Source organism: Anaerococcus sp. (assembly GCF_030825785.1).
Lineage (GTDB): Bacteria > Bacillota > Clostridia > Tissierellales > Peptoniphilaceae > Anaerococcus.
Map to the genome: position 1 here is coordinate 1 of NZ_JAPJPG010000002.1, position 17,915 is coordinate 17,915.

Here is a 17,915-nt window from a genome sequence, read left to right on the forward strand (position 1 = left end):
GAATACTAGCTATTATTTCTTACTTTATTTGTTACTCCTTCTGTACTGAAAGAGTTGACATAGAAAGAGAATCAGCTGGTCCAAAAGAAAACGCCCTTAAGGGAATCGGAAATGTAATTAGTAAAAGATCTCTACTATCAATCATAGTAGTATCTATATGCCTCCTTCTTGGGATGCTTTTAGTTGGCTCAATGAATATATATGTATATTCTACCTACTTCCAAGATACAACTGGAATGGCTCTAGCTGGTCTTTGTGGTACAGTTCCAATGCTATTTACAGCTCCAATGGCTATGAAGCTTGGACAAAATATAGGTAAGAAAGAAGCATCATCTATTGGACTAATAGGTGCAGGTGTAACTTACTTTATACTTTTCATCTTAAAACTTGAAAATATGTATCTATTCCTAGCTGGAACTGTAATAGCTTATATCTTCCTAGGAATATTTAATACCCTAACTTGGGCCATGATTACAGACGTAATCGACGACTTGGAAATCAAAAATGGAGTAAGAGATGATGGAAAAGTTTACGCTATTTACTCATTTGCAAGAAAGTTAGGCCAAGCCTTTGCTGGAGGACTTGGTGGATTTGCAGTAGCTTCAGTAGGATATGTTGCAGGAGCTGCGAGTCAAACAGCAGAAGTTGCTCAGGGAATATATAATGTAGCAACACTAATACCAGCTATAGCACTAGGACTTGGTGGCTTAGTAGTCTTTTTAATATATCCACTCAATAGAAAGACTGTAGAGAAAAATAATAAGACTCTAGCAGAAAAGAGAGCTCAATTATAATAACTTAAATTTTTAATTAGCAAAAGCTAAGAGCTAGAAATTAACGAAAGACCTCCAAGAAATTGGAGGTTATTTTTCCAATATCTTAGGGTAAATTTATAAGGAAATAGGAGGAAGATATGACAGAGCAATTAAAACTAGAAGTAAGAAATAAAAAATTAATCGAAAATGAAGGATTTGAGTTTAAAGATTTAAATGGTAATGGTATCCTCGACCCATACGAAGATTGGCGTCTTCCATCATCTGTCCGTGCCAAGGATTTGGCTTACAGGATGACTATAGAAGAGCTTTGTGGCAATATGATAATTAAGTCTCAAAGAATGGGTCTTGCCCAAGAAGATAAGGAAAAGACAAGTCACGATAGTATTCTTGATGAGGAAGTTTACGAGGATAAAAATATCTTTATAGGTCAGATTAACCACGGTTCAACAGGACACATAATTGACAAAAACCTACGCCACTTTATCTTAAGGGATAACTTCTCAGAAGAAGAAATAGCAAAGTGGACTAATGCTATGAACGAAGTAGCTGAAAGCTCAAGATTAGGTATTCCTGTTATTATTGCCTCAAACTCAAGGAATGAAAATGCTGAAAGAACCTTTGGTATGAACGATGCTGTAGGAGTATTTACTACCTATCCATCAACCCTAGGACTTGCTGCAGCTTATCTTGGAGATAAGGCTAGAAACTACCATCCTGACGGAGATTATGAATACTCAATCTTTAAGGAGTTTGGAGAAATAGCAAGAGACGAATGGAAATATTCTGGTCTTAGAAAAGGCTATATGTATATGCTTGATACTGCTACAGATCCTAGATGGCAAAGATTTTATGGAACCTTGGGTGAAGATACAGACCTTATTACAAAGGCAGGAGAAGACTTAATCGAAGCCTTTCAATCAGATGAGCTAAACAGCGAATCAGTTGCCCTTACCATGAAACACTTCCCAGGCGGTGGAGCTAGGGAAAATGGCTTTGACCCACACTACAAGGAAGGAAAATTCAACGTATATAGAACACCCGGTTCGCTAGAGAAGTATCACCTTCCACCATTTAAGGCAGCTGCTGAGAAAAAGGTTTCATCAATTATGCCTTACTACTCAATTCCTGCCCACGATAAGTCAGCAGTCCAAAACTATAAGGGAAGTAAGATTCCTTTCGAGCCAGTAGGTTTTGCCTTTAACCAATACTTTATCCAAGATATCCTAAGAGAGGATATGGGCTTTAAGGGCTATATAAACTCAGACTCAGGAATTTTAGATAACATGGCATGGGGCATGATGCACCTAGAAAAACAAGACCGTGCAGCTTGTGCTATAAATAATGGAGTAGACCTTATATCTGATACCAACGAAGTAGAATGGATAATAAAAGCCTACGAAGAAGGTAAAATTAGTCGTGAAAGATTAATCGAAGCAAATATCAGACTCCTTACAGAAATGTTTGACCTAGGCCTATTCGATGACAAAACTTATGTTGACCCACAAAGGGCAAAAGACTTTGTAGCAGATGAAGATAATAAGAAAAAAGCCTACTCTGCCCACCAGAGATCTGTAGTACTTCTCAAAAATAAAGAGAATACCCTACCTATGAAAGATAAGGCTAAAGTATATGTAGACTACCTCCACAAGGAAGCTGATAAGGCAGAAATATTTAGAAAAGAAGCTATCGAAGATCTAAAAGAAAGAGAAGATATAGAACTTGTAGAAGATGCTAAAGAAGCAGAATATATTTTTGTACAAATCACACCAAAATCAGGTAACTATTTTTCTGCAACCCCAGGCCTTCTAGAGCTTGATCTTTGTGAAAACAAAACAAATAAGGCGATAGATGGTACACAATACTCAGAAACGACTGTAGCAAATATTGATAAACTAGAAGAATTTAGAAAAATTGCCGATGAGAATGGGGCTAAAGTTATAATTTCAGTAAACTCTACCATGCCTTGGCTATTAGAAAAGGCAGAGAAAAACTCAGATGCCCTCTTGGCTCATTTTGAAACCTTCACATCCGCTCAAATGGATGTCCTTAGTGGAAAATTCGCCCCAACAGGCAAACTACCATTCACCTTCCCAAAAGGAGAAGAAGTAATAGCTGTAGATGAGGATGGAATCTGCATAAGTCCTAACGACGTACCAGGCTACGATAAGGATAAATATATGCCAAAAGGAATGACTTACGCTTACCTTGATGAATGCGGCAATCAATATAAACTCGGATTTGGATTAAGCTACTAAGATTATAGATTAGCAATGAAGGAGCCAAGATGCTTAAGAACTTCATAAAGAAAATACCAGCGGGAAATATGATGGTTCCTTTGATATTTGCTGCTTTAATCAATACATTCGTTCCTAGTATCTTGCACTTTGGTGTTTTTACTGAGGCGCTTTTTACAAGCCATGGGATGAAGACTTTGATGGGGATCAATTTGCTTGCGGCAGGTTCTCAGGTCAGGATTTCCTCTGTGGGGGAGATTTTTAGGAGATTTTCTTTTATGGCTCTAGCTCGAATAGGAGCGGGTTTAATAATAATTTTTCTAGTTTCTTCTATTTTTGGCAGGGAGGGAATATTTGGTATTTCTATCCTTGCCCTGGTTTGTGCTAGTCTTAATCACAACAACTCTGTCTTTATTACTTTAAACATCGACTACGGGGATGATTGTGACCAGGCTTTGGCAGGCTTTACTAGCCTTATTACAGGACCCATGCTTTCTATGCTGGTCCTTGGCATGTCTGGTATTGCAAATATTCCTATAAGAGCTATGATAGATGCTCTTCTTCCTGTATTTATTGGTATGGTTCTTGGTAATATCGATAGGAATATTTCAAGCTCTCTTAAGCTTGCCCAAAAGGCCATTATTCCCTTTTTAGGGTTTTCTATGGGTTCTGCTATTAATCTGACAGATATTTATAGGGCAGGATTTTCTGGAATAATTCTTGCTTTTATAGTGATTTTTGTAATAGGCTCTCTTACTGTTCTGGCAGATATTTATATTAACAAGAGACCAGGCCACGCTGCTTGGGCTCTTTCCTCTACTGGAGCCAATGCTGTTGCTGTGCCACAAATTATAGGAGAGATTGATCCTTCTTATCTTCCGCTTGTAGGAGTGGCGACAGCCCAGGTGGCATCATCTGTAGTTATTACTATAATACTTACACCCCTTATCACTTCTTGGTGGGCTAGGGGAAGAGTAAATAATAATTAGTAAAGATTGCCTTAAGCAAGTATTCACATGGATTTTATAAATTATTTTAAATTTTTATTAGAAAAAAATTGACAAAGTAAAGAGATGGTCCTATAATATAGTCAACAGTAATTATTTAGAAAAATTATGAAAAAAAGAGTAGGCTTATAGAAGAGTACAGAGAGTTGGAGTTAGGTGAGATCCAATCTTTGAAGTAAGTTCGAAAATCATTTTTCTTTTGCACGTCTGAACTAAGTAAGATGTGTCGCCATGGTTGGCGTTATCAAAACCCGGCATTGTTTGATGCTTGAGAGCTTATATTTTTATATAAGAATAAAGGTGGTAACGCGGAATTTTCGTCCTTTGTCTATTTTAGACAAGGGACTTTTTTAATGGAAAAGTATTGTTAATATATTTTATGGAGGAAATAATGAAAAAATTATCAAGAAGTCAATTTTTACAAGTGAGCATAATGCTTTTCGGTCTGTTCTTCGGAGCAGGAAACTTAATCTTCCCACCTTTATTGGGTAACATGGCAGGAAAAGCAACATTTATTTCTCTATTAGCCTTTAGCGTTACCGCTGTAGTATTTCCTGTATTAGGAGCCATAGTAGTAGGAAAGACTAATGGTCTATCTAACTTGGCTAATAGGGTAGGACCAGTATTCGCCCTAGTTTTCACAACAGCTATATATCTATCAATAGGACCAGGACTCGGTATACCAAGGGCGGGATCAGTTCCTTTCGAAATGGCCATAGCTCCATACATACCAGAATCTTTCAATATGAATATAGCAAGATTAGTTTATACTTTTATCTTTTTCGCAATTGCCCTAGCTATATGCCTAAGACCAAGTAAGCTTGTAGAAAGAGTGGGGAAATTCCTTACTCCAGCCTTACTCTTATTGATAGCGTTTATGTTCTTTAAGATAGTTACAATGGATAAGAGTGTAGGAGCTCCTACAGGAGATTATCTAAAATCTCCAGTGACAAAAGGATTCCTCGCAGGTTATGATACAATGGATGCCGTAGCAGCCCTTAACTTTGGCTTCGTAATAGCCCAAGCTATAAAAAGATTTGGTATAGATGACGAGAAGAAAGTTACAAAATATGAGGTGAAGGCAGGGCTTGTCGCAGGTAGCGTATTGTTTGTAGTTTACTGGATGCTATCAACTATAGGTATGATAGGAAGTGCTAAGTTTGTTGGTCTTGAAAATGGGGCCCAAGTTCTTACTGAATCTATAAAACTTGTCCTAGGAGATTTCGGTCTAGTTCTACTGGCCTTTATATTCACCCTAGCTTGTCTTACAACTTGTGTTGGCCTAATAAGCTCTGGTGGAGAATATTTCGAGAAGTTATTTAATGAAAGACTATCCTACAAGGCTTGGGTTTGCGTGTGGAGTCTATTCTCATTCATAATGGCAAACTTCGGTCTAAACAAGCTCTTAGAGTTTTCTGTACTATTATTACAAATAATATATCCAGTTGCCCTAGTTCTCATAGTTATGGGCATAAGCCAAAGCTTCCTTAACTTTACTAGAGAATCCTACCTTGCAGGAGCTGCTGTATCAGTTGGACTTCCTTTAGTAGAAGTAATGGATAAAACCTTCCACCTAAGCTTAGGACCTGTAACAAGGCTAGTACAAGGCCTACCAATGTATGAGGCAGGACTTTCTTGGCTCTTACCAACCCTAATAGTAGTAGAACTTACAAGCCTATTAGTAAAAGTTTTTGCTAGAGAAGTAGAAGTAGAAAAAGTTAGACAAAAATATTAAAAGAAAAAGAGTGCGCATCTTAAACGATGAGCACTCTTCTTTCTTTGCACTTACTTAGCAAAATCAGAAAGTTCTACAAAAACAGGCATGCCGTTTTCGTATCTTTGCTCTACCTCTCCTTGGATAAGAGGGAGGGCGTAGGCTGTGATTTTTTCTCTTAGGATTTTTCTATCTTTGAGCCAGGCTTCTGGGATTTTCATCTCCTTGTTGGCGATTAGGTCTGGTTCTACCTCTGTGTAGAAGACTTCGTAGGATTTTCCTTCTTTTCTTCTAAGAACTGGAATTAGATTTGTCTTATCAAGACCGAGCTTTAGGGCCAAGTAGCCTAGCTTAAAGGCCTCATCCGAGTCGGTTTTTGAGATGTGATTGGAAGTTCTTTGGACTATGTTTAGCTCCACTGCCCTTGATTTAACGTCGAGTTTATCTCTAAGATAGTCTGCAAGTCTTTGGGCAACACCACTTACTATAGGGTGGTTGAAGCCATCATCACTATTGGAAAACATAGGCTTATCAAGGAAGGAATCTGTATCACGGAAGCCTTCTGCCATAGCTATTATGAGGTTTTTCTCGTACTTTAGTTTATCCTTGACCTCTTCTTCAATTTCCTTTAGGGACTTGCTCTCTTCTGGGACGTAGACTAGGTTTACTAACTCCTTATGGTAGCCGAAGTCTGCCAGAAGGGATGAAGCAGCAAGCCAGCCTGCGTGGCGACCCATTATTTCTACTATTGTAACAGATTCGAGGTCGTATATATCGACATCGGACCTGATAGTTCTTAGACTTTGGCATATGTATTTGGCAGCAGATCCAAAACCTGGGGAATGATCCATACCATTTAAGTCATTGTCTATGGTTTTTGGACAACCTATAACATTAATTCCTTCAATATTATTAGCTAGAATATAGGCGTTTAGCTTCTTTACTGTATCCATTGAGTCATTGCCGCCTATGTAGACAAAAACATTTATTTCTTTTTCTAACAAAAATTCAAAAATCTTCTTGTAAATATCATCGTTGAGGTCTTCTGGAAGCTTGAACCTGCAAGATCCTAGGATAGAAGAAGGACGAGCCATTAGCTTTTCCTTAACACCTTCTCTAACAAATTTTTTCTTATCTACTTCTAGAATATCTTTGTTAATAATTCCCTCAATTCCATGAAGACTTAGGTAAATATTGTCGAAATTATTATCAATCCCTCCCTGGATTACTCCAGCAAGAGATGAGTTGATAACACTGGTAGGCCCACCGGATTGGGCTATGATACAATTCATAAATTACTCCTTTTACTTAAATTCACTACTAGTATACAGAATTTCTTCCTATTTTGAAAGTCTTCCTACAAAATAAACTTTTCTATATAGGAGGCTATCCCGTCTTCGTTGTTGGAAAGAGTTACATAATCGGCAATTTCCTTTATCCCCTCTACAGCATTTCCCATAGCAACACCGATTCCTGCTGCTTCAATCATAGAATAATCATTCATCTCATCTCCGAAGGCTATGGTGTTTGCTGGGTCTGTCTTGTAATAATCGGCAATTTCCATAAGGCTCTTTCCCTTATTGATTCCCTTTGGCATAATCTCATAATACCAAGGAGTTGACTTAACTTGCGTACTCACATCGCCGAATTTCTCGTAGATTTTCTGTGATGGAGGATCAATCCTTGAAGGATCCTGGGAAAGAAGGATATTATTTGGCTCAAAATCAATATCATCTATCAAATTCTCCCTTAGGACAATCTCCATATTATTCATACTAGCCGTCTCATGAAGCCAATATGTGTCCATACTATTGGTAAAAATCTTTCCCTCGTTGTAAATCATTATATCTATATAGAGATCCCTAATAAAATCGAGAAACTCCTTTATAAAATCTAGACTTAAAGTGTGGTTAGCTATAATCTCTCCTGTATGATAGTCAGTAATCCTTCCACCATTAAAGTTTGATAGAAAGCCTCCGTAAGTGTCAAAATCAAGCTCTTTGGCTATAAACTCAGTCCCAGAATAATCTCTCCCAGAAGCTATAACAAGTTTATGACCAGCTTCTCTAAGCTTAATTAAACTATCCTTAGTCCTTTGAGTGATCTTCTTATCATCATTAAGAAGAGTCCCGTCTACATCAATTGCAATGATCTTTTCCATATCAATTCCTTTCTTTTCTATTATAATTATAAGATAAATAAAAAGAAAGTCCAAAGATGGCTATAAGAAAACTAATAGGGAGGAAAGGAAATCCTTCGACTGCGCTCCACTACGCCCGAAATAAGAGGGTGAGAGAGGAATCGAGTAAAATCTAGGACCACCCTACCCTTGCTTCGACCGAAGTGGAGAAGCCTCTTGTGATATTTTTAGAATCATATAATGCCTTCTATATTTTATTTCTTTACTTAAATTTATTTCCTCATTCTTTGCCATAAAATATAAGGGTGGCAAACTCCTAACACAAGAAAACAAATGCAAAGGGAAAATGTTTGTGTGGAGGTTTAAGTCTAAATTTCTTATAATAATATCGAAGGGTGATTAAATGATTGAAACAAGAACTAAAGAAATCTTCGATTATCTCACAAGTGACTATGGATGTCATAGTTCAGAGGAGATAGGAGAAGAATTGGAGTTAAGCTCCAAAACTGTTCAAAAAGAAATCGGAATACTAAACTCATTTATAAAAGATAAGGGGGCGATAGTAGAATCAGAGTCTGGGAAAGGATATCAATTTAGAATCTTAGATGAAGATAAATTTAAGAATTTCTTAAAGCATGATTGGTTCAAATATGCTTATTTTCAACAAGAAAATCCCAACAAAGATTTTAGGATAGAAAGCATAATGAAGCTCTTTCTTTTTTCGAATTCCTTCATCAAACAGCAAGAGCTAGCCGATATGTTTTATGTATCCCTATCTCAGATTAACAAGGATATTAAAAAGGTAAGGAAGCTCCTTAAAGCTTATAATATCGAGCTAATAAGCAAGCCCTACTATGGGATGAAGATTAAGGGAAGTGAAAAAGACATAAGGCTTGCCATAAGAAATGAAATTGGAGAAGACCCCGCTATCTTTGCTAGGGACAGCGACAAGGAACTTTTCACACGAATTCAAGCTATAATTGCAGATGTAGATTTCCCTGAATCTTTCTATATGCCTTACGCCAACTTCAAAAACTTAGTTGTTCATATCTATATATCTATCCTTCGCATCAAAGAAGGAAAATATATAGACTTATCTGATGAACTTTCCAAGAGAGTTATCTCCTATGATGAATTTAATATAGCAAATATGGTGGTCAAAGAATTAAGTAAGAAACTAGACCTGACATTTCCTGAAGACGAAATTCTATATCTAACCATGCACCTCATAAGCAAGAATGCTGTTACAAATTACGAGAAAGTCTCTCCGGAAATATCAGAGCTTGCCCAGATAATGATTGATGAGATATACAAAGTAACTAAGTATGATTTTAGATCTAATATAGACTTATTCTTTGCCCTTTCCTTGCACATTGGTCCTCTTATTGAAAGACTACGATATGGGCTAACTATGAAAAATCCGATACTTGAAGATATCAAGAAAAATCAAATAGCCTTTATGCTAGCTACTATTGCTACAAATCCAATAAGTAAGATTTATAAAAAGAAGGTATCAGAAGATGAGATCGGATATATTGCCCTACACATAGCAAGTGCTATGGAGAGAAACTTTTTAGAAAAAAGAGATATCTTGGTAGTTTGCGGATCAGGTAATGCATCAGCTCAAATAATGAAAACACAAATAGAAAGAAGATATAAGGAAGAGATCAATAGCATAACTCTTACAGATATTAGCAAACTTGACCTATATAACCTAGATAAATTTGATTTTATAGTATCTTCCATAGAAATAAAGGAAAAAACTCGAACACCTATTGTCTATGTAGATGTTATATTTAAACAAAAAGATTTTGACTTGATTGAAGATGCTATAAATATTGACGGCATGGTTGAAATCAATAATATATTCATCAACTCTATATTTGTTAGAGATATTGATATAAAAGATAGAGGTGAAGCTTTAGATAAATTGTCGGAAATTGCATCTGAAAAAATAAATCTTTCAAATGATGAGATAAGAGATCAATACGAGAAAAGAGAGAAGATGGCATTTACCGCTTATGGAAAAGTTGCAATCCCTCATATTCTTGAACAAGTCGAAGAAGAAAGCTTTGCAATCATTCTAATACCAAAAGAAAGTATCAAATGGAATGATGAAGATGTTAGCCTTATCTATTCCCTATTTGTCAAAAAAGATATGGGAGGTATGAATGCCTACTATGAAAAGCTAGGAGATTATCTAAATAACGATGAACTCATAGAAGAATCAATTAAAACAAAGAATAAAATCGAATTTATGAATATATTTTTAGGAGGAAAGAATAATGGATGATGAAAAATTGTATGAATTGGCCTTTCAAATCATAGTTCATGCAGGCGAATCGAGAAGCTTATCTAGTGAAGCTATGGATGCTGCAGAAAACTTTGACTTTGACAAGGCAGAAGAGCTTTTAAAAAAGGCAAACTACGAGTTTCTAGAATGTCACCAAGTTCAAACAGATCTTTTGACAAAAGAAGCTAACGGTGAAAAAGCAGATATAAATATTATCTTGGTTCACTCACAAGACCACCTAACAATGGCAACAATGGCAATGGACAATGCCAAAAGATGGATAACATTGAACAAAAAATTACAAAAAATGGAGGAGAAATAATATGAAAAATGTAATGTTGATATGTAACGCAGGAATGAGTTCTTCAGTAATGGCAAAAAAGACTACTAAGTTTTTGCAAGAAAAGGGTGAAGATATACAAGTAGACGCAACAACAATGGCATCTGCTGATAAAGTATTTACATCAGATAAGTATGATTTAGTATTAGTAAGCCCACAAATTAGAATGAAATTTGATGAATTTAGCAAAAAAGCAGAAAAAAATAACAAGAAAATAGCTCAAGTTCCATTCAATGCCTACGCACCAATACCATCAGGTGTAGAAGCTATGGCAAAAATTGTTCTAGAAAACATCTAATGGCTAAAATAAACGATAAGATAGAGAAAAGTTTTAAGATACGAAGGTACACCCTTCTTAGATATCTAAACGCTTTACTTTTCTTTATGTGTTTACATTGGAGTATAGGATTATTTGTCTATGAAAAATATCTACAATTACTTACCCCAGTAATCATTATGGTTTTAATCCTTGTTACAGTAAAAGACCAATATGAGTCATTTACTGATAAGAAAGTAGATATTAGTAGATCTAAAAAAATATACTTTATTATCGTAATCGGACTTTTGCTAGTGGCATTTGTATCTATTAGTAATTATAAAGTATTTTTCCCATATCTTGGGCAAAGAATGTATTTTTATATCATTTATTTTCTAATGATTGTTATAGCTGTTAGTTTATATATAAAAGCCAAGAAGATATATGAAAATACTGATTCGACATATAAAAAGTATATAGAAGTATTAGATAAAGATTATAGTAAAATCAAAAATTTAAAAAGAAAGTGAAGGAAATTATGTTTGAATTTTTAGAGAAATATTTGATGGGGCCTTTGACTAAACTGTCTCAATATAAATTAGTTAGAGCTATCCAATCTGCAGGTATGGCATCCATATCTTTTGTGACAATTGGTTCCCTATTTTTAGTATTAAACGTTTTGCCTATGGTTATTCCGGGGCTAGAAGGCTTTTATGCAAGCACTTTTGATAAAGTTACTCCTTTATACATGTTAGCAAATGTTGCTACTATGGGAGTGATTGCCCTATACTTCTTGTTGGTTATAGGTTTTGAATATACCAGATTTATAGCAGAGGAAGAAGATTTAGATTTAAGTCCTATTACAGGAATGCTTTTATCATTGTTTGGATTCTTTATGCTAGTTCCTCAACTAGTAAAAGGACCTGAAGGCATATCTAAAGTAAATGATGCAGAATCAGGAATAATAAATGGTTGGGCTATAGGAGATGCTCCAGCTAGATTTGGAGCTACAGGTATATTTACAGCAATTATAGTTTGTTTTGTAACTATAAATATTTATAAGTTCTTTATAAAAAGAGATATCAGAATAAAAATGCCAGATTCTGTTCCAGAAGGTGTTGCCAACTCATTTTCTGCCTTGATACCAGTAATAGTAATTGCAATATTATTTATACTTGTAAATGGAATACTCGTATCACTTGGAACTGATATATTTGGACTAATTGCTATACCATTTGGTTTTGTAGCTAACCTAACAGGATCATGGATAGGAATGATTATAATTATACTTTTTATCCAAGCTTTATGGCTTGTTGGTATTCACGGTGCAACTATAATAGGCTCAATACTTACTCCAATTTATCTATACAACATGGAATTAAATGGATCAGGATCTCACATACCTCTAGCAGGTGAGTTCATGAATGCCTTTTCATATAATGGTGGATCAGGTGCTACACTTGGTTTAGTTATAATGATGGCTTTTCTTGCTAAATCTCAACAGTTTAAATTATTAGGTAGAGCTTCAATAGTACCTGGAATCTTCCAAATAAATGAACCAATCATATTTGGCTTACCTATGGTTTACAACCCAAACTTTGCAGTTCCATTTTTATTATCACCAATGGTATCAGGAAGTATTGCTTATTTTGCTATCTCATCAGGTTTAGTAAGACCAGTTATTGCTCAACAACCTTGGCCAACTCCTGTAGGAATAAATGGATTTATAGCAACAGGTGGAGATTGGAAAGGTTTAGTTCTATCACTAGTATGTGCTGTTGTTAATGCTTTGATTTACTATCCTTTCTTTAAAAAACGTGATAACGAACTTTATAAAGAAGAATTAGAATCTGAACAATAAATTAATAGGAGGAGAAATGACATTTAGAGAAAATTTTCTATGGGGAGGCGCTACTGCTGCCAACCAATGTGAAGGAGCTTATGATATAGATGGAAGAGGTCTTGCGAATGTGGATTTGTGTCCAGTAGGAGCTGATAGAGAGGCTATTATAACTGGTCAAAAGAAGATGTTTGACTTTGATGAAGACCACTTTTACCCTGCTAAGCACTCTATAGATATGTATCATTCTTACAAAGAAGATATAGCTTTGTTTGCTGAAATGGGTTTTAAGGTTTATAGATTTTCTATAGCTTGGACTAGGATTTTCCCAAATGGAGATGAAGAAAAGCCAAATGAAAAGGGACTTGCGTTTTATGATAGTTTGATAGATGAGTGTCTAAAGCATGACATAGAACCTCTTATAACTATAACTCACTTTGACTTTCCAATGCATCTTGTAAAAGAATATGGCGGTTGGAGAAATAGAAAAGTAGTTGATTTTTATCAAAATCTCGTTACTGCTATATTTACTAGATTTAAAGGTAAAGTTAAATATTATCTAACCTTTAATGAAATCAATGTTATCTTGGCAGCTTCATTTATGGGCGCAGGTTTATATTTCGAAGAGGGTGAAGATATTGAAAAAACAAGAGCTCAAGCTATCCATCATGAACTAGTTGCAAGTGCTTATGCAACAAAAATAGCCCATGAAATTGATCCAGAAGTAAAAATAGGCTGTATGCTTGCTGCAGGAACTTATTATCCAGCAACTTGCAAACCAGAAGATGTATTTGCTGCTCAACAAGCTAATAGAGAAAATTATTTCTTCGTAGATGTTCAATCAAGAGGCTACTACCCACAATATAAATTAAACGAGTACGAAAGAAAAGGCATAATGCCAGAAATGTGTGAAGAAGATGAAAAAATCCTAAGAGAAAACACAGTAGATTTCATTTCCTTCTCATATTATACAACTAGAACTATATCCCATGATGCGAGTAAATATGATTCTGCAAACTTGATGAAAACTGTAGATAATGAATATCTTGATAAAACAGAATGGGGTTGGCAAATCGATCCACTTGGTTTTAGAACAACTATAAACGAAATTTATGATAGATACCAAAAACCATTATTTGTAGTTGAAAATGGTCTAGGAGCCAAAGATAATCCAGATGAAAATGGTTATGTAGAAGACGATTATAGGATTGATTATCTAAGAGATCATATAAAGGCTATGAAAGATGCCGTAGAAATAGATGGAGCAAATATCTTAGGATACACAACTTGGGGACCAATAGATCTAGTTTCCGCTGGTACAGGCGAGATGAGTAAACGTTACGGATTTATATATGTAGATCGTGACGATTATGGAAATGGTAGTCTAAAGAGAAGCAAGAAGAAATCATTTGATTGGTATAAGAAAGTTATAGCATCAAATGGAGAAGATTTAGACTAGTTAAATCTTAAAGGAGATTAAATGAAACATACTTTAGGTATTTCAGTATACCCTGATGTTAGTCCATTAGAAGACATAAAAAAATATATAGAACTTTCATCTAAGTACGGATTCAAAAAGATTTTCTCATCTATGTTTTCTGTAGAAGGCAGCAAGGAAGAAGTACTAGATTATTTTGAAGAATTGATAGCTTTCTCACATAAACACGGCATGATCGTGGATTTGGATGTAAATCCAGACCTATTTAAAAGGCTAGATGCGAGTATAAATGATTTATCAGTTTTTTCTGAAATTGGTGTCGATATACTTAGAATGGACCAAAGTTTTGGTAAAGACAAAGACTTTGAGCTCATGAACAATAAATATGGAATAGATATTGAATTTAATTCTAATATCAAGGTTGTCGATGGACTAGCTAAAGCTGGTGCAAATCCAGAAGATATCCTTGTTTGTTACAACTTCTATCCTCAAAGATATACAGGCTTTGGTTGGGATGTATTTAGAGAAATGTCATCTGAACTAAAAAGCTATGGTGATGTCAATATTGGAGCTTTTGTTAGCTCAAATAATTCCAACACTCATGGAGTTTGGGACTCAAAAGATGGGCTACCAACAGTAGAAAGTCTTAGGTATTTTCCTATAGATACTCAAGCGAGAATTTTACTTGCCACAGGTCTAATCAATGATATTATCATTGGTAATGCCTACGCTAGTGAAGACGAATTAAAAAGCTTAAAAGAAGTTTACGATAATCATTCATTTGATATTTGTAATGAGGGCTTAAAAGAAAGTATCGAAAGTGGAACTTTTACTGTGAATTCATCACAAGTAATCCAGCTAAAACCTGAGCTTTGCGAGAAGGTAAGTGATGTAGAAAAGGATATACTCTATAACTTCGCACCTCACATTTCGATTGAGAGGAATAATGAATTTATCTGGAGATCGAGGATGTCAAGGATAAAAGATGAAAGGTCTATTGAACCTAGAACTTCAGATAAAAAATACTTTGACCGAGGAGATGTTTTGATAGTTAATGACAACTATAGACACTATGCTGGTGAAGTTGAAATAGCTTTAGGAAAAGTTGAAAATGATGGAGAAAGAAACTTGGTAGCTAGAATAAAGGAAGATGAGCTAATGATGCTCGATCTGATTGATTCCGGTATTTTGGTTAAGTTTATTAAATAAATTACCTGCCTGCGGAATATAAATATGTATGCCGCAGGCTTTTTAGGAGATACTATGAGAAAATTATACTTAGTTCGTCACGGACAAACTTTATTTAACCTAAGAGGAAAGACTCAGGGTTGGTGCGATTCTCCTCTTACAGATCTTGGTATTGAGCAGGCTAAGATAACTAGGAGATTTTTTGAAGAAAATAATATTAGAATTGATGAGGTCTATTCATCTACATCAGAGAGGGCTATTGATACAGCGAATATTATAACCGACCTTCCTATTCACCCACGAAAAGGACTTAAGGAGTGGAATTTCGGCAAGATGGAAGGTGAGCCAGAAGATCTTCAAAAGGTTCCAAGGCTCCCTGGCCAGATGACTCACGGGAATTTCTTCGTGCCTTTTGGGGGAGAAAGTGACAAACAAGCTTATGATAGATTCGCAAAAGAGATTGATGATATTATTTCAACTACGCTTGCTTCAAATATTCTTGTTGTGGCTCATGGAGGGGTACTATGGCTGTATTATCTATCCAAGACGGAGGAGCGTAAGGCAGAAGATAGCAAGTATTTTGGAAATTGTTGTATCTTAGAGTTTAATATTGGTGATAATAATGATGTATGTTTTTATAGGATTTACAATCCCGATATTAGATGATAATTAAAGGAAGATAATGAGAAAGATTCAGAGAAGGGATTGGGCTGTGCTTGGGCTTGCCCTCTTCCACACGACTCATATTGCTACAAATCAATTTGCCCCTAGTATTATAGATGATCTTGGTCTATCAATTATTACGACCGAGATTATTCTAAGTCTTAATGCTATTAGTGCGACTATTTTCTTGCTTTTGGCAGGAGAGATTAATGAGAGGATTGGAATGAGAAAGTCTACTATCTTGGGGCTTTCTCTTGTAAGTATAAGTGGGCTTATTCCTCTTGTTTTTAGAAATGAGCTTTCTATTATTCTAAATAGGCTGATCCTTGGTACTGGTGTGGGGATTTATGCGACCAATTCGTCGACTTATATAGGGATTTTTAATAAAGGAGCAAAGAAGGCTAAGCTTATGGGCTACAGAAACGCTTTCGAGATGATAGGACTAATCATGGCTATACTTCTTGCGGGTGTGATGGGAAAGGATGATTTGTACCTAAGCTTTGCCATTTATCCTTTAGCCCTAATTCCTCTGATATTTTTCTTAAGGAATGTTTCCGACCTTCCCCGAGCCAAGAAGGAAGATTCGGGGAAATTTAGGGTTAATAAGTTCGTAATTTTCTATATAGCCCTTTCCATGGTTACTATAATGACCAACAATGCTATGAATTTGAGGTTTCCTACTGTTCTTGCAGTAAATGGCGTTTTGGGAGAATCGATTAGTCTATATACGATTTTCATAATGTTTGTGGGTATGGTTGGAGGATTCGCCTTTGGTAAGTTTTATGATATATTTGGCAAGAAGTCCTTAAATATTGCAATCCTAATGATGATTGGAGGAAGTCTTCTGATAGCTATAAGAGATGATTCTATTATTCTTCTAGTCTTAGGCCTTGCCCTTGCGACCTTCGCCCAGTCAATCTGTATATCCTATGCGGTAGGAGATTTGGGAAATCATATAGGGCCAAGCCATATTTCCAAGGCGACAGGTCTTATGTTTGCTGGAAATAATCTTGGGGCTATGGCTTCTCCCTTCGCCCTTGTTCTTTTCAAGAACTTGCTAAATACTGAAAATCTCACTAGGGTTTTTCTAGGCTTTGCAGCCCTTTTAGCCTTGTTTTTGATCTATGACTTAATTTTTCTTAAGGAAAGTAATTAAGAGGACCCTGCGGGGTCTTTTTCTCTATCGTATAATAATAGCAAGTGTTTTACTATAATATAACAGAAGGAAGGTATAGGATGGATCTTAGAGAAATTCCAATTTTTAAGAATCTAACAGATGGAGAGCTAAGAGAAGTAGAACTTCTTAGCCAAACTTACGAGATGGTCTATCCAAAGGGCAGCCATATTTTCAATAAGGGCGAGGTCAAGGAGGATTTTTATTATCTCAAAAAGGGCAGCGTCAAGGTCTACAAGATTGACCCAGAGGGTAAGCGATATATCATTGCAAGCTTCAACAAGTCGGCGATTTTTGGAGAGGTCTATGCTTATCTTAAAAAGCCCTACGATTTTTGGGCTGAAGCCGATAAGGATAGCGAGATCTTCGTAATAAAGGATTTTAGAAAGCTTATTATGACGACAAGTTCGAAGAATCTACGCTTAAACTTCATAGACATCCTTGCTAAGAAAAGCCTCAAGTTATCCAAGAAAAACCAAATCAACTCCCAAGCCAATCTCAAACAGAAAATCGCAGCCTTCCTCCTTGATAATGAAGAAGGTGGGCTAGTTCATTTATCTATTTCTAGAGAAGAGCGGGCCGACTATCTCGCAACAACTCGCCCCTCACTTTCTAGGAGCTTATCTAAAATGGATAAGGATGGGCTAATTGAAGTTTGCGACAAGGAAATAAGCATCATAGATAGAAAATCTTTGGAAGCCTTGATTTGACAAGCTAGAGGACTTACTTATTTATATATTGCTATGAATCAATAAGCTAATGCCAGACTTATACCTATAAGAATCTGGCTTTTTTTATTTAGTAACTTCCTACTATATGTATAATAAATAACTATATTTTCTTTCAAATTAT

General features: G+C 35.7%; 16 protein-coding genes and 1 other annotated feature. Of the genes, 14 read left to right on the plus strand and 2 right to left on the minus strand.

Features of this window, described 5'->3' with window-relative positions; genetic code table 11:
• The 4 genes from RCH56_RS00370 to brnQ form a co-directional block, all read left to right on the plus strand.
• A partial coding sequence (locus tag RCH56_RS00370) for an MFS transporter (RefSeq protein WP_306483016.1) occupies positions 1 to 794 on the plus strand: 794 nt, incomplete at its 5' end.
• 119 nt (positions 795 to 913) lie between these two features.
• On the plus strand, positions 914 to 3,031 hold the full coding sequence (locus RCH56_RS00375) for a glycoside hydrolase family 3 N-terminal domain-containing protein (protein WP_306483017.1): 2,118 nt from the start codon (positions 914 to 916) through the stop codon (positions 3,029 to 3,031).
• Between the two features lie 29 nt (positions 3,032 to 3,060).
• Positions 3,061 to 3,999 (plus strand): 2-keto-3-deoxygluconate permease, encoded by a 939-nt coding sequence (locus tag RCH56_RS00380; RefSeq protein WP_306483018.1) that lies wholly within the window; start codon positions 3,061 to 3,063, stop codon positions 3,997 to 3,999.
• A 117-nt stretch (positions 4,000 to 4,116) separates the two neighbouring features.
• Positions 4,117 to 4,345: a binding site (T-box leader), on the plus strand.
• Positions 4,346 to 4,408: 63 nt separating this feature from the next.
• Positions 4,409 to 5,752: a branched-chain amino acid transport system II carrier protein gene (brnQ, locus tag RCH56_RS00385; RefSeq protein WP_306483019.1), complete on the plus strand. Its 1,344-nt coding sequence runs from the start codon at positions 4,409 to 4,411 to the stop codon at positions 5,750 to 5,752.
• Between the two features lie 50 nt (positions 5,753 to 5,802).
• Here the strand turns inward: brnQ and RCH56_RS00390 are convergent, their stop codons facing one another.
• The gene (locus RCH56_RS00390) at positions 5,803 to 7,023 is read right to left on the minus strand and encodes a diphosphate--fructose-6-phosphate 1-phosphotransferase (protein ID WP_306483020.1); all 1,221 of its coding nucleotides are present in this window, start codon (positions 7,021 to 7,023) and stop codon (positions 5,803 to 5,805) included.
• Between the two features lie 65 nt (positions 7,024 to 7,088).
• The gene (locus RCH56_RS00395) at positions 7,089 to 7,892 is read right to left on the minus strand and encodes a Cof-type HAD-IIB family hydrolase (RefSeq protein WP_306483021.1); all 804 of its coding nucleotides are present in this window, start codon (positions 7,890 to 7,892) and stop codon (positions 7,089 to 7,091) included.
• 382 nt (positions 7,893 to 8,274) lie between these two features.
• Here RCH56_RS00395 and RCH56_RS00400 point away from each other — a divergent pair, with 382 nt between their 5' ends.
• From RCH56_RS00400 to RCH56_RS00445, 10 genes are all read left to right on the plus strand, one after another.
• Positions 8,275 to 10,164, plus strand: coding sequence for a BglG family transcription antiterminator (locus tag RCH56_RS00400; protein ID WP_306483022.1), 1,890 nt, complete (start codon positions 8,275 to 8,277; stop codon positions 10,162 to 10,164).
• The gene (locus RCH56_RS00405; RefSeq protein WP_306483023.1) at positions 10,157 to 10,486 is read left to right on the plus strand and encodes a PTS lactose/cellobiose transporter subunit IIA; all 330 of its coding nucleotides are present in this window, start codon (positions 10,157 to 10,159) and stop codon (positions 10,484 to 10,486) included. Before RCH56_RS00400 ends, RCH56_RS00405 begins: the two co-directional genes overlap by 8 nt.
• Before the next feature lies 1 nt (position 10,487).
• The gene (locus RCH56_RS00410) at positions 10,488 to 10,802 is read left to right on the plus strand and encodes a PTS cellobiose transporter subunit IIB (protein WP_306483024.1); all 315 of its coding nucleotides are present in this window, start codon (positions 10,488 to 10,490) and stop codon (positions 10,800 to 10,802) included.
• On the plus strand, positions 10,802 to 11,290 hold the full coding sequence (locus RCH56_RS00415) for a hypothetical protein (RefSeq protein WP_306483025.1): 489 nt from the start codon (positions 10,802 to 10,804) through the stop codon (positions 11,288 to 11,290). The genes RCH56_RS00410 and RCH56_RS00415 overlap by 1 nt, the downstream gene beginning before the upstream one ends.
• 8 nt (positions 11,291 to 11,298) lie before the next feature.
• On the plus strand, positions 11,299 to 12,621 hold the full coding sequence (celB, locus tag RCH56_RS00420) for a PTS cellobiose transporter subunit IIC (RefSeq protein ID WP_306483026.1): 1,323 nt from the start codon (positions 11,299 to 11,301) through the stop codon (positions 12,619 to 12,621).
• Between the two features lie 16 nt (positions 12,622 to 12,637).
• Positions 12,638 to 14,059 (plus strand): 6-phospho-beta-glucosidase, encoded by a 1,422-nt coding sequence (locus tag RCH56_RS00425; RefSeq protein ID WP_306483027.1) that lies wholly within the window; start codon positions 12,638 to 12,640, stop codon positions 14,057 to 14,059.
• Positions 14,060 to 14,080: 21 nt separating this feature from the next.
• A complete protein-coding gene (locus RCH56_RS00430) occupies positions 14,081 to 15,247 on the plus strand; it encodes a MupG family TIM beta-alpha barrel fold protein (RefSeq protein ID WP_306483028.1) in 1,167 nt (388 codons plus the stop codon).
• A gap of 54 nt (positions 15,248 to 15,301) precedes the next feature.
• Complete coding sequence (locus tag RCH56_RS00435; protein ID WP_306483029.1) at positions 15,302 to 15,892, plus strand: histidine phosphatase family protein; 591 nt, start codon at positions 15,302 to 15,304, stop codon at positions 15,890 to 15,892.
• 16 nt (positions 15,893 to 15,908) lie between these two features.
• A complete protein-coding gene (locus RCH56_RS00440; protein ID WP_306483030.1) occupies positions 15,909 to 17,045 on the plus strand; it encodes an MFS transporter in 1,137 nt (378 codons plus the stop codon).
• 80 nt (positions 17,046 to 17,125) lie between these two features.
• Entirely contained in the window at positions 17,126 to 17,773 is a 648-nt protein-coding gene (locus tag RCH56_RS00445; RefSeq protein WP_306483031.1) for a Crp/Fnr family transcriptional regulator, read from the plus strand.
• The last annotated feature ends 142 nt before the right edge of the window (positions 17,774 to 17,915 follow it).

Coding starts and splice junctions, on each gene's coding strand:
- RCH56_RS00435 (WP_306483029.1), top strand. CDS start 15,302: ATGAGAAAATTATACTTAGTTCGTCACGGACAAACTTTATTTAACCTA.
- RCH56_RS00380 (WP_306483018.1), top strand. CDS start 3,061: ATGCTTAAGAACTTCATAAAGAAAATACCAGCGGGAAATATGATGGTT.
- brnQ (WP_306483019.1), top strand. CDS start 4,409: ATGAAAAAATTATCAAGAAGTCAATTTTTACAAGTGAGCATAATGCTT.
- RCH56_RS00405 (WP_306483023.1), top strand. CDS start 10,157: ATGGATGATGAAAAATTGTATGAATTGGCCTTTCAAATCATAGTTCAT.
- RCH56_RS00400 (WP_306483022.1), top strand. CDS start 8,275: ATGATTGAAACAAGAACTAAAGAAATCTTCGATTATCTCACAAGTGAC.
- RCH56_RS00375 (WP_306483017.1), top strand. CDS start 914: ATGACAGAGCAATTAAAACTAGAAGTAAGAAATAAAAAATTAATCGAA.
- RCH56_RS00440 (WP_306483030.1), top strand. CDS start 15,909: ATGAGAAAGATTCAGAGAAGGGATTGGGCTGTGCTTGGGCTTGCCCTC.
- RCH56_RS00410 (WP_306483024.1), top strand. CDS start 10,488: ATGAAAAATGTAATGTTGATATGTAACGCAGGAATGAGTTCTTCAGTA.
- RCH56_RS00415 (WP_306483025.1), top strand. CDS start 10,802: ATGGCTAAAATAAACGATAAGATAGAGAAAAGTTTTAAGATACGAAGG.
- RCH56_RS00395 (WP_306483021.1), bottom strand. CDS start 7,892: ATGGAAAAGATCATTGCAATTGATGTAGACGGGACTCTTCTTAATGAT.
- RCH56_RS00425 (WP_306483027.1), top strand. CDS start 12,638: ATGACATTTAGAGAAAATTTTCTATGGGGAGGCGCTACTGCTGCCAAC.
- RCH56_RS00390 (WP_306483020.1), bottom strand. CDS start 7,023: ATGAATTGTATCATAGCCCAATCCGGTGGGCCTACCAGTGTTATCAAC.
- celB (WP_306483026.1), top strand. CDS start 11,299: ATGTTTGAATTTTTAGAGAAATATTTGATGGGGCCTTTGACTAAACTG.
- RCH56_RS00445 (WP_306483031.1), top strand. CDS start 17,126: ATGGATCTTAGAGAAATTCCAATTTTTAAGAATCTAACAGATGGAGAG.
- RCH56_RS00430 (WP_306483028.1), top strand. CDS start 14,081: ATGAAACATACTTTAGGTATTTCAGTATACCCTGATGTTAGTCCATTA.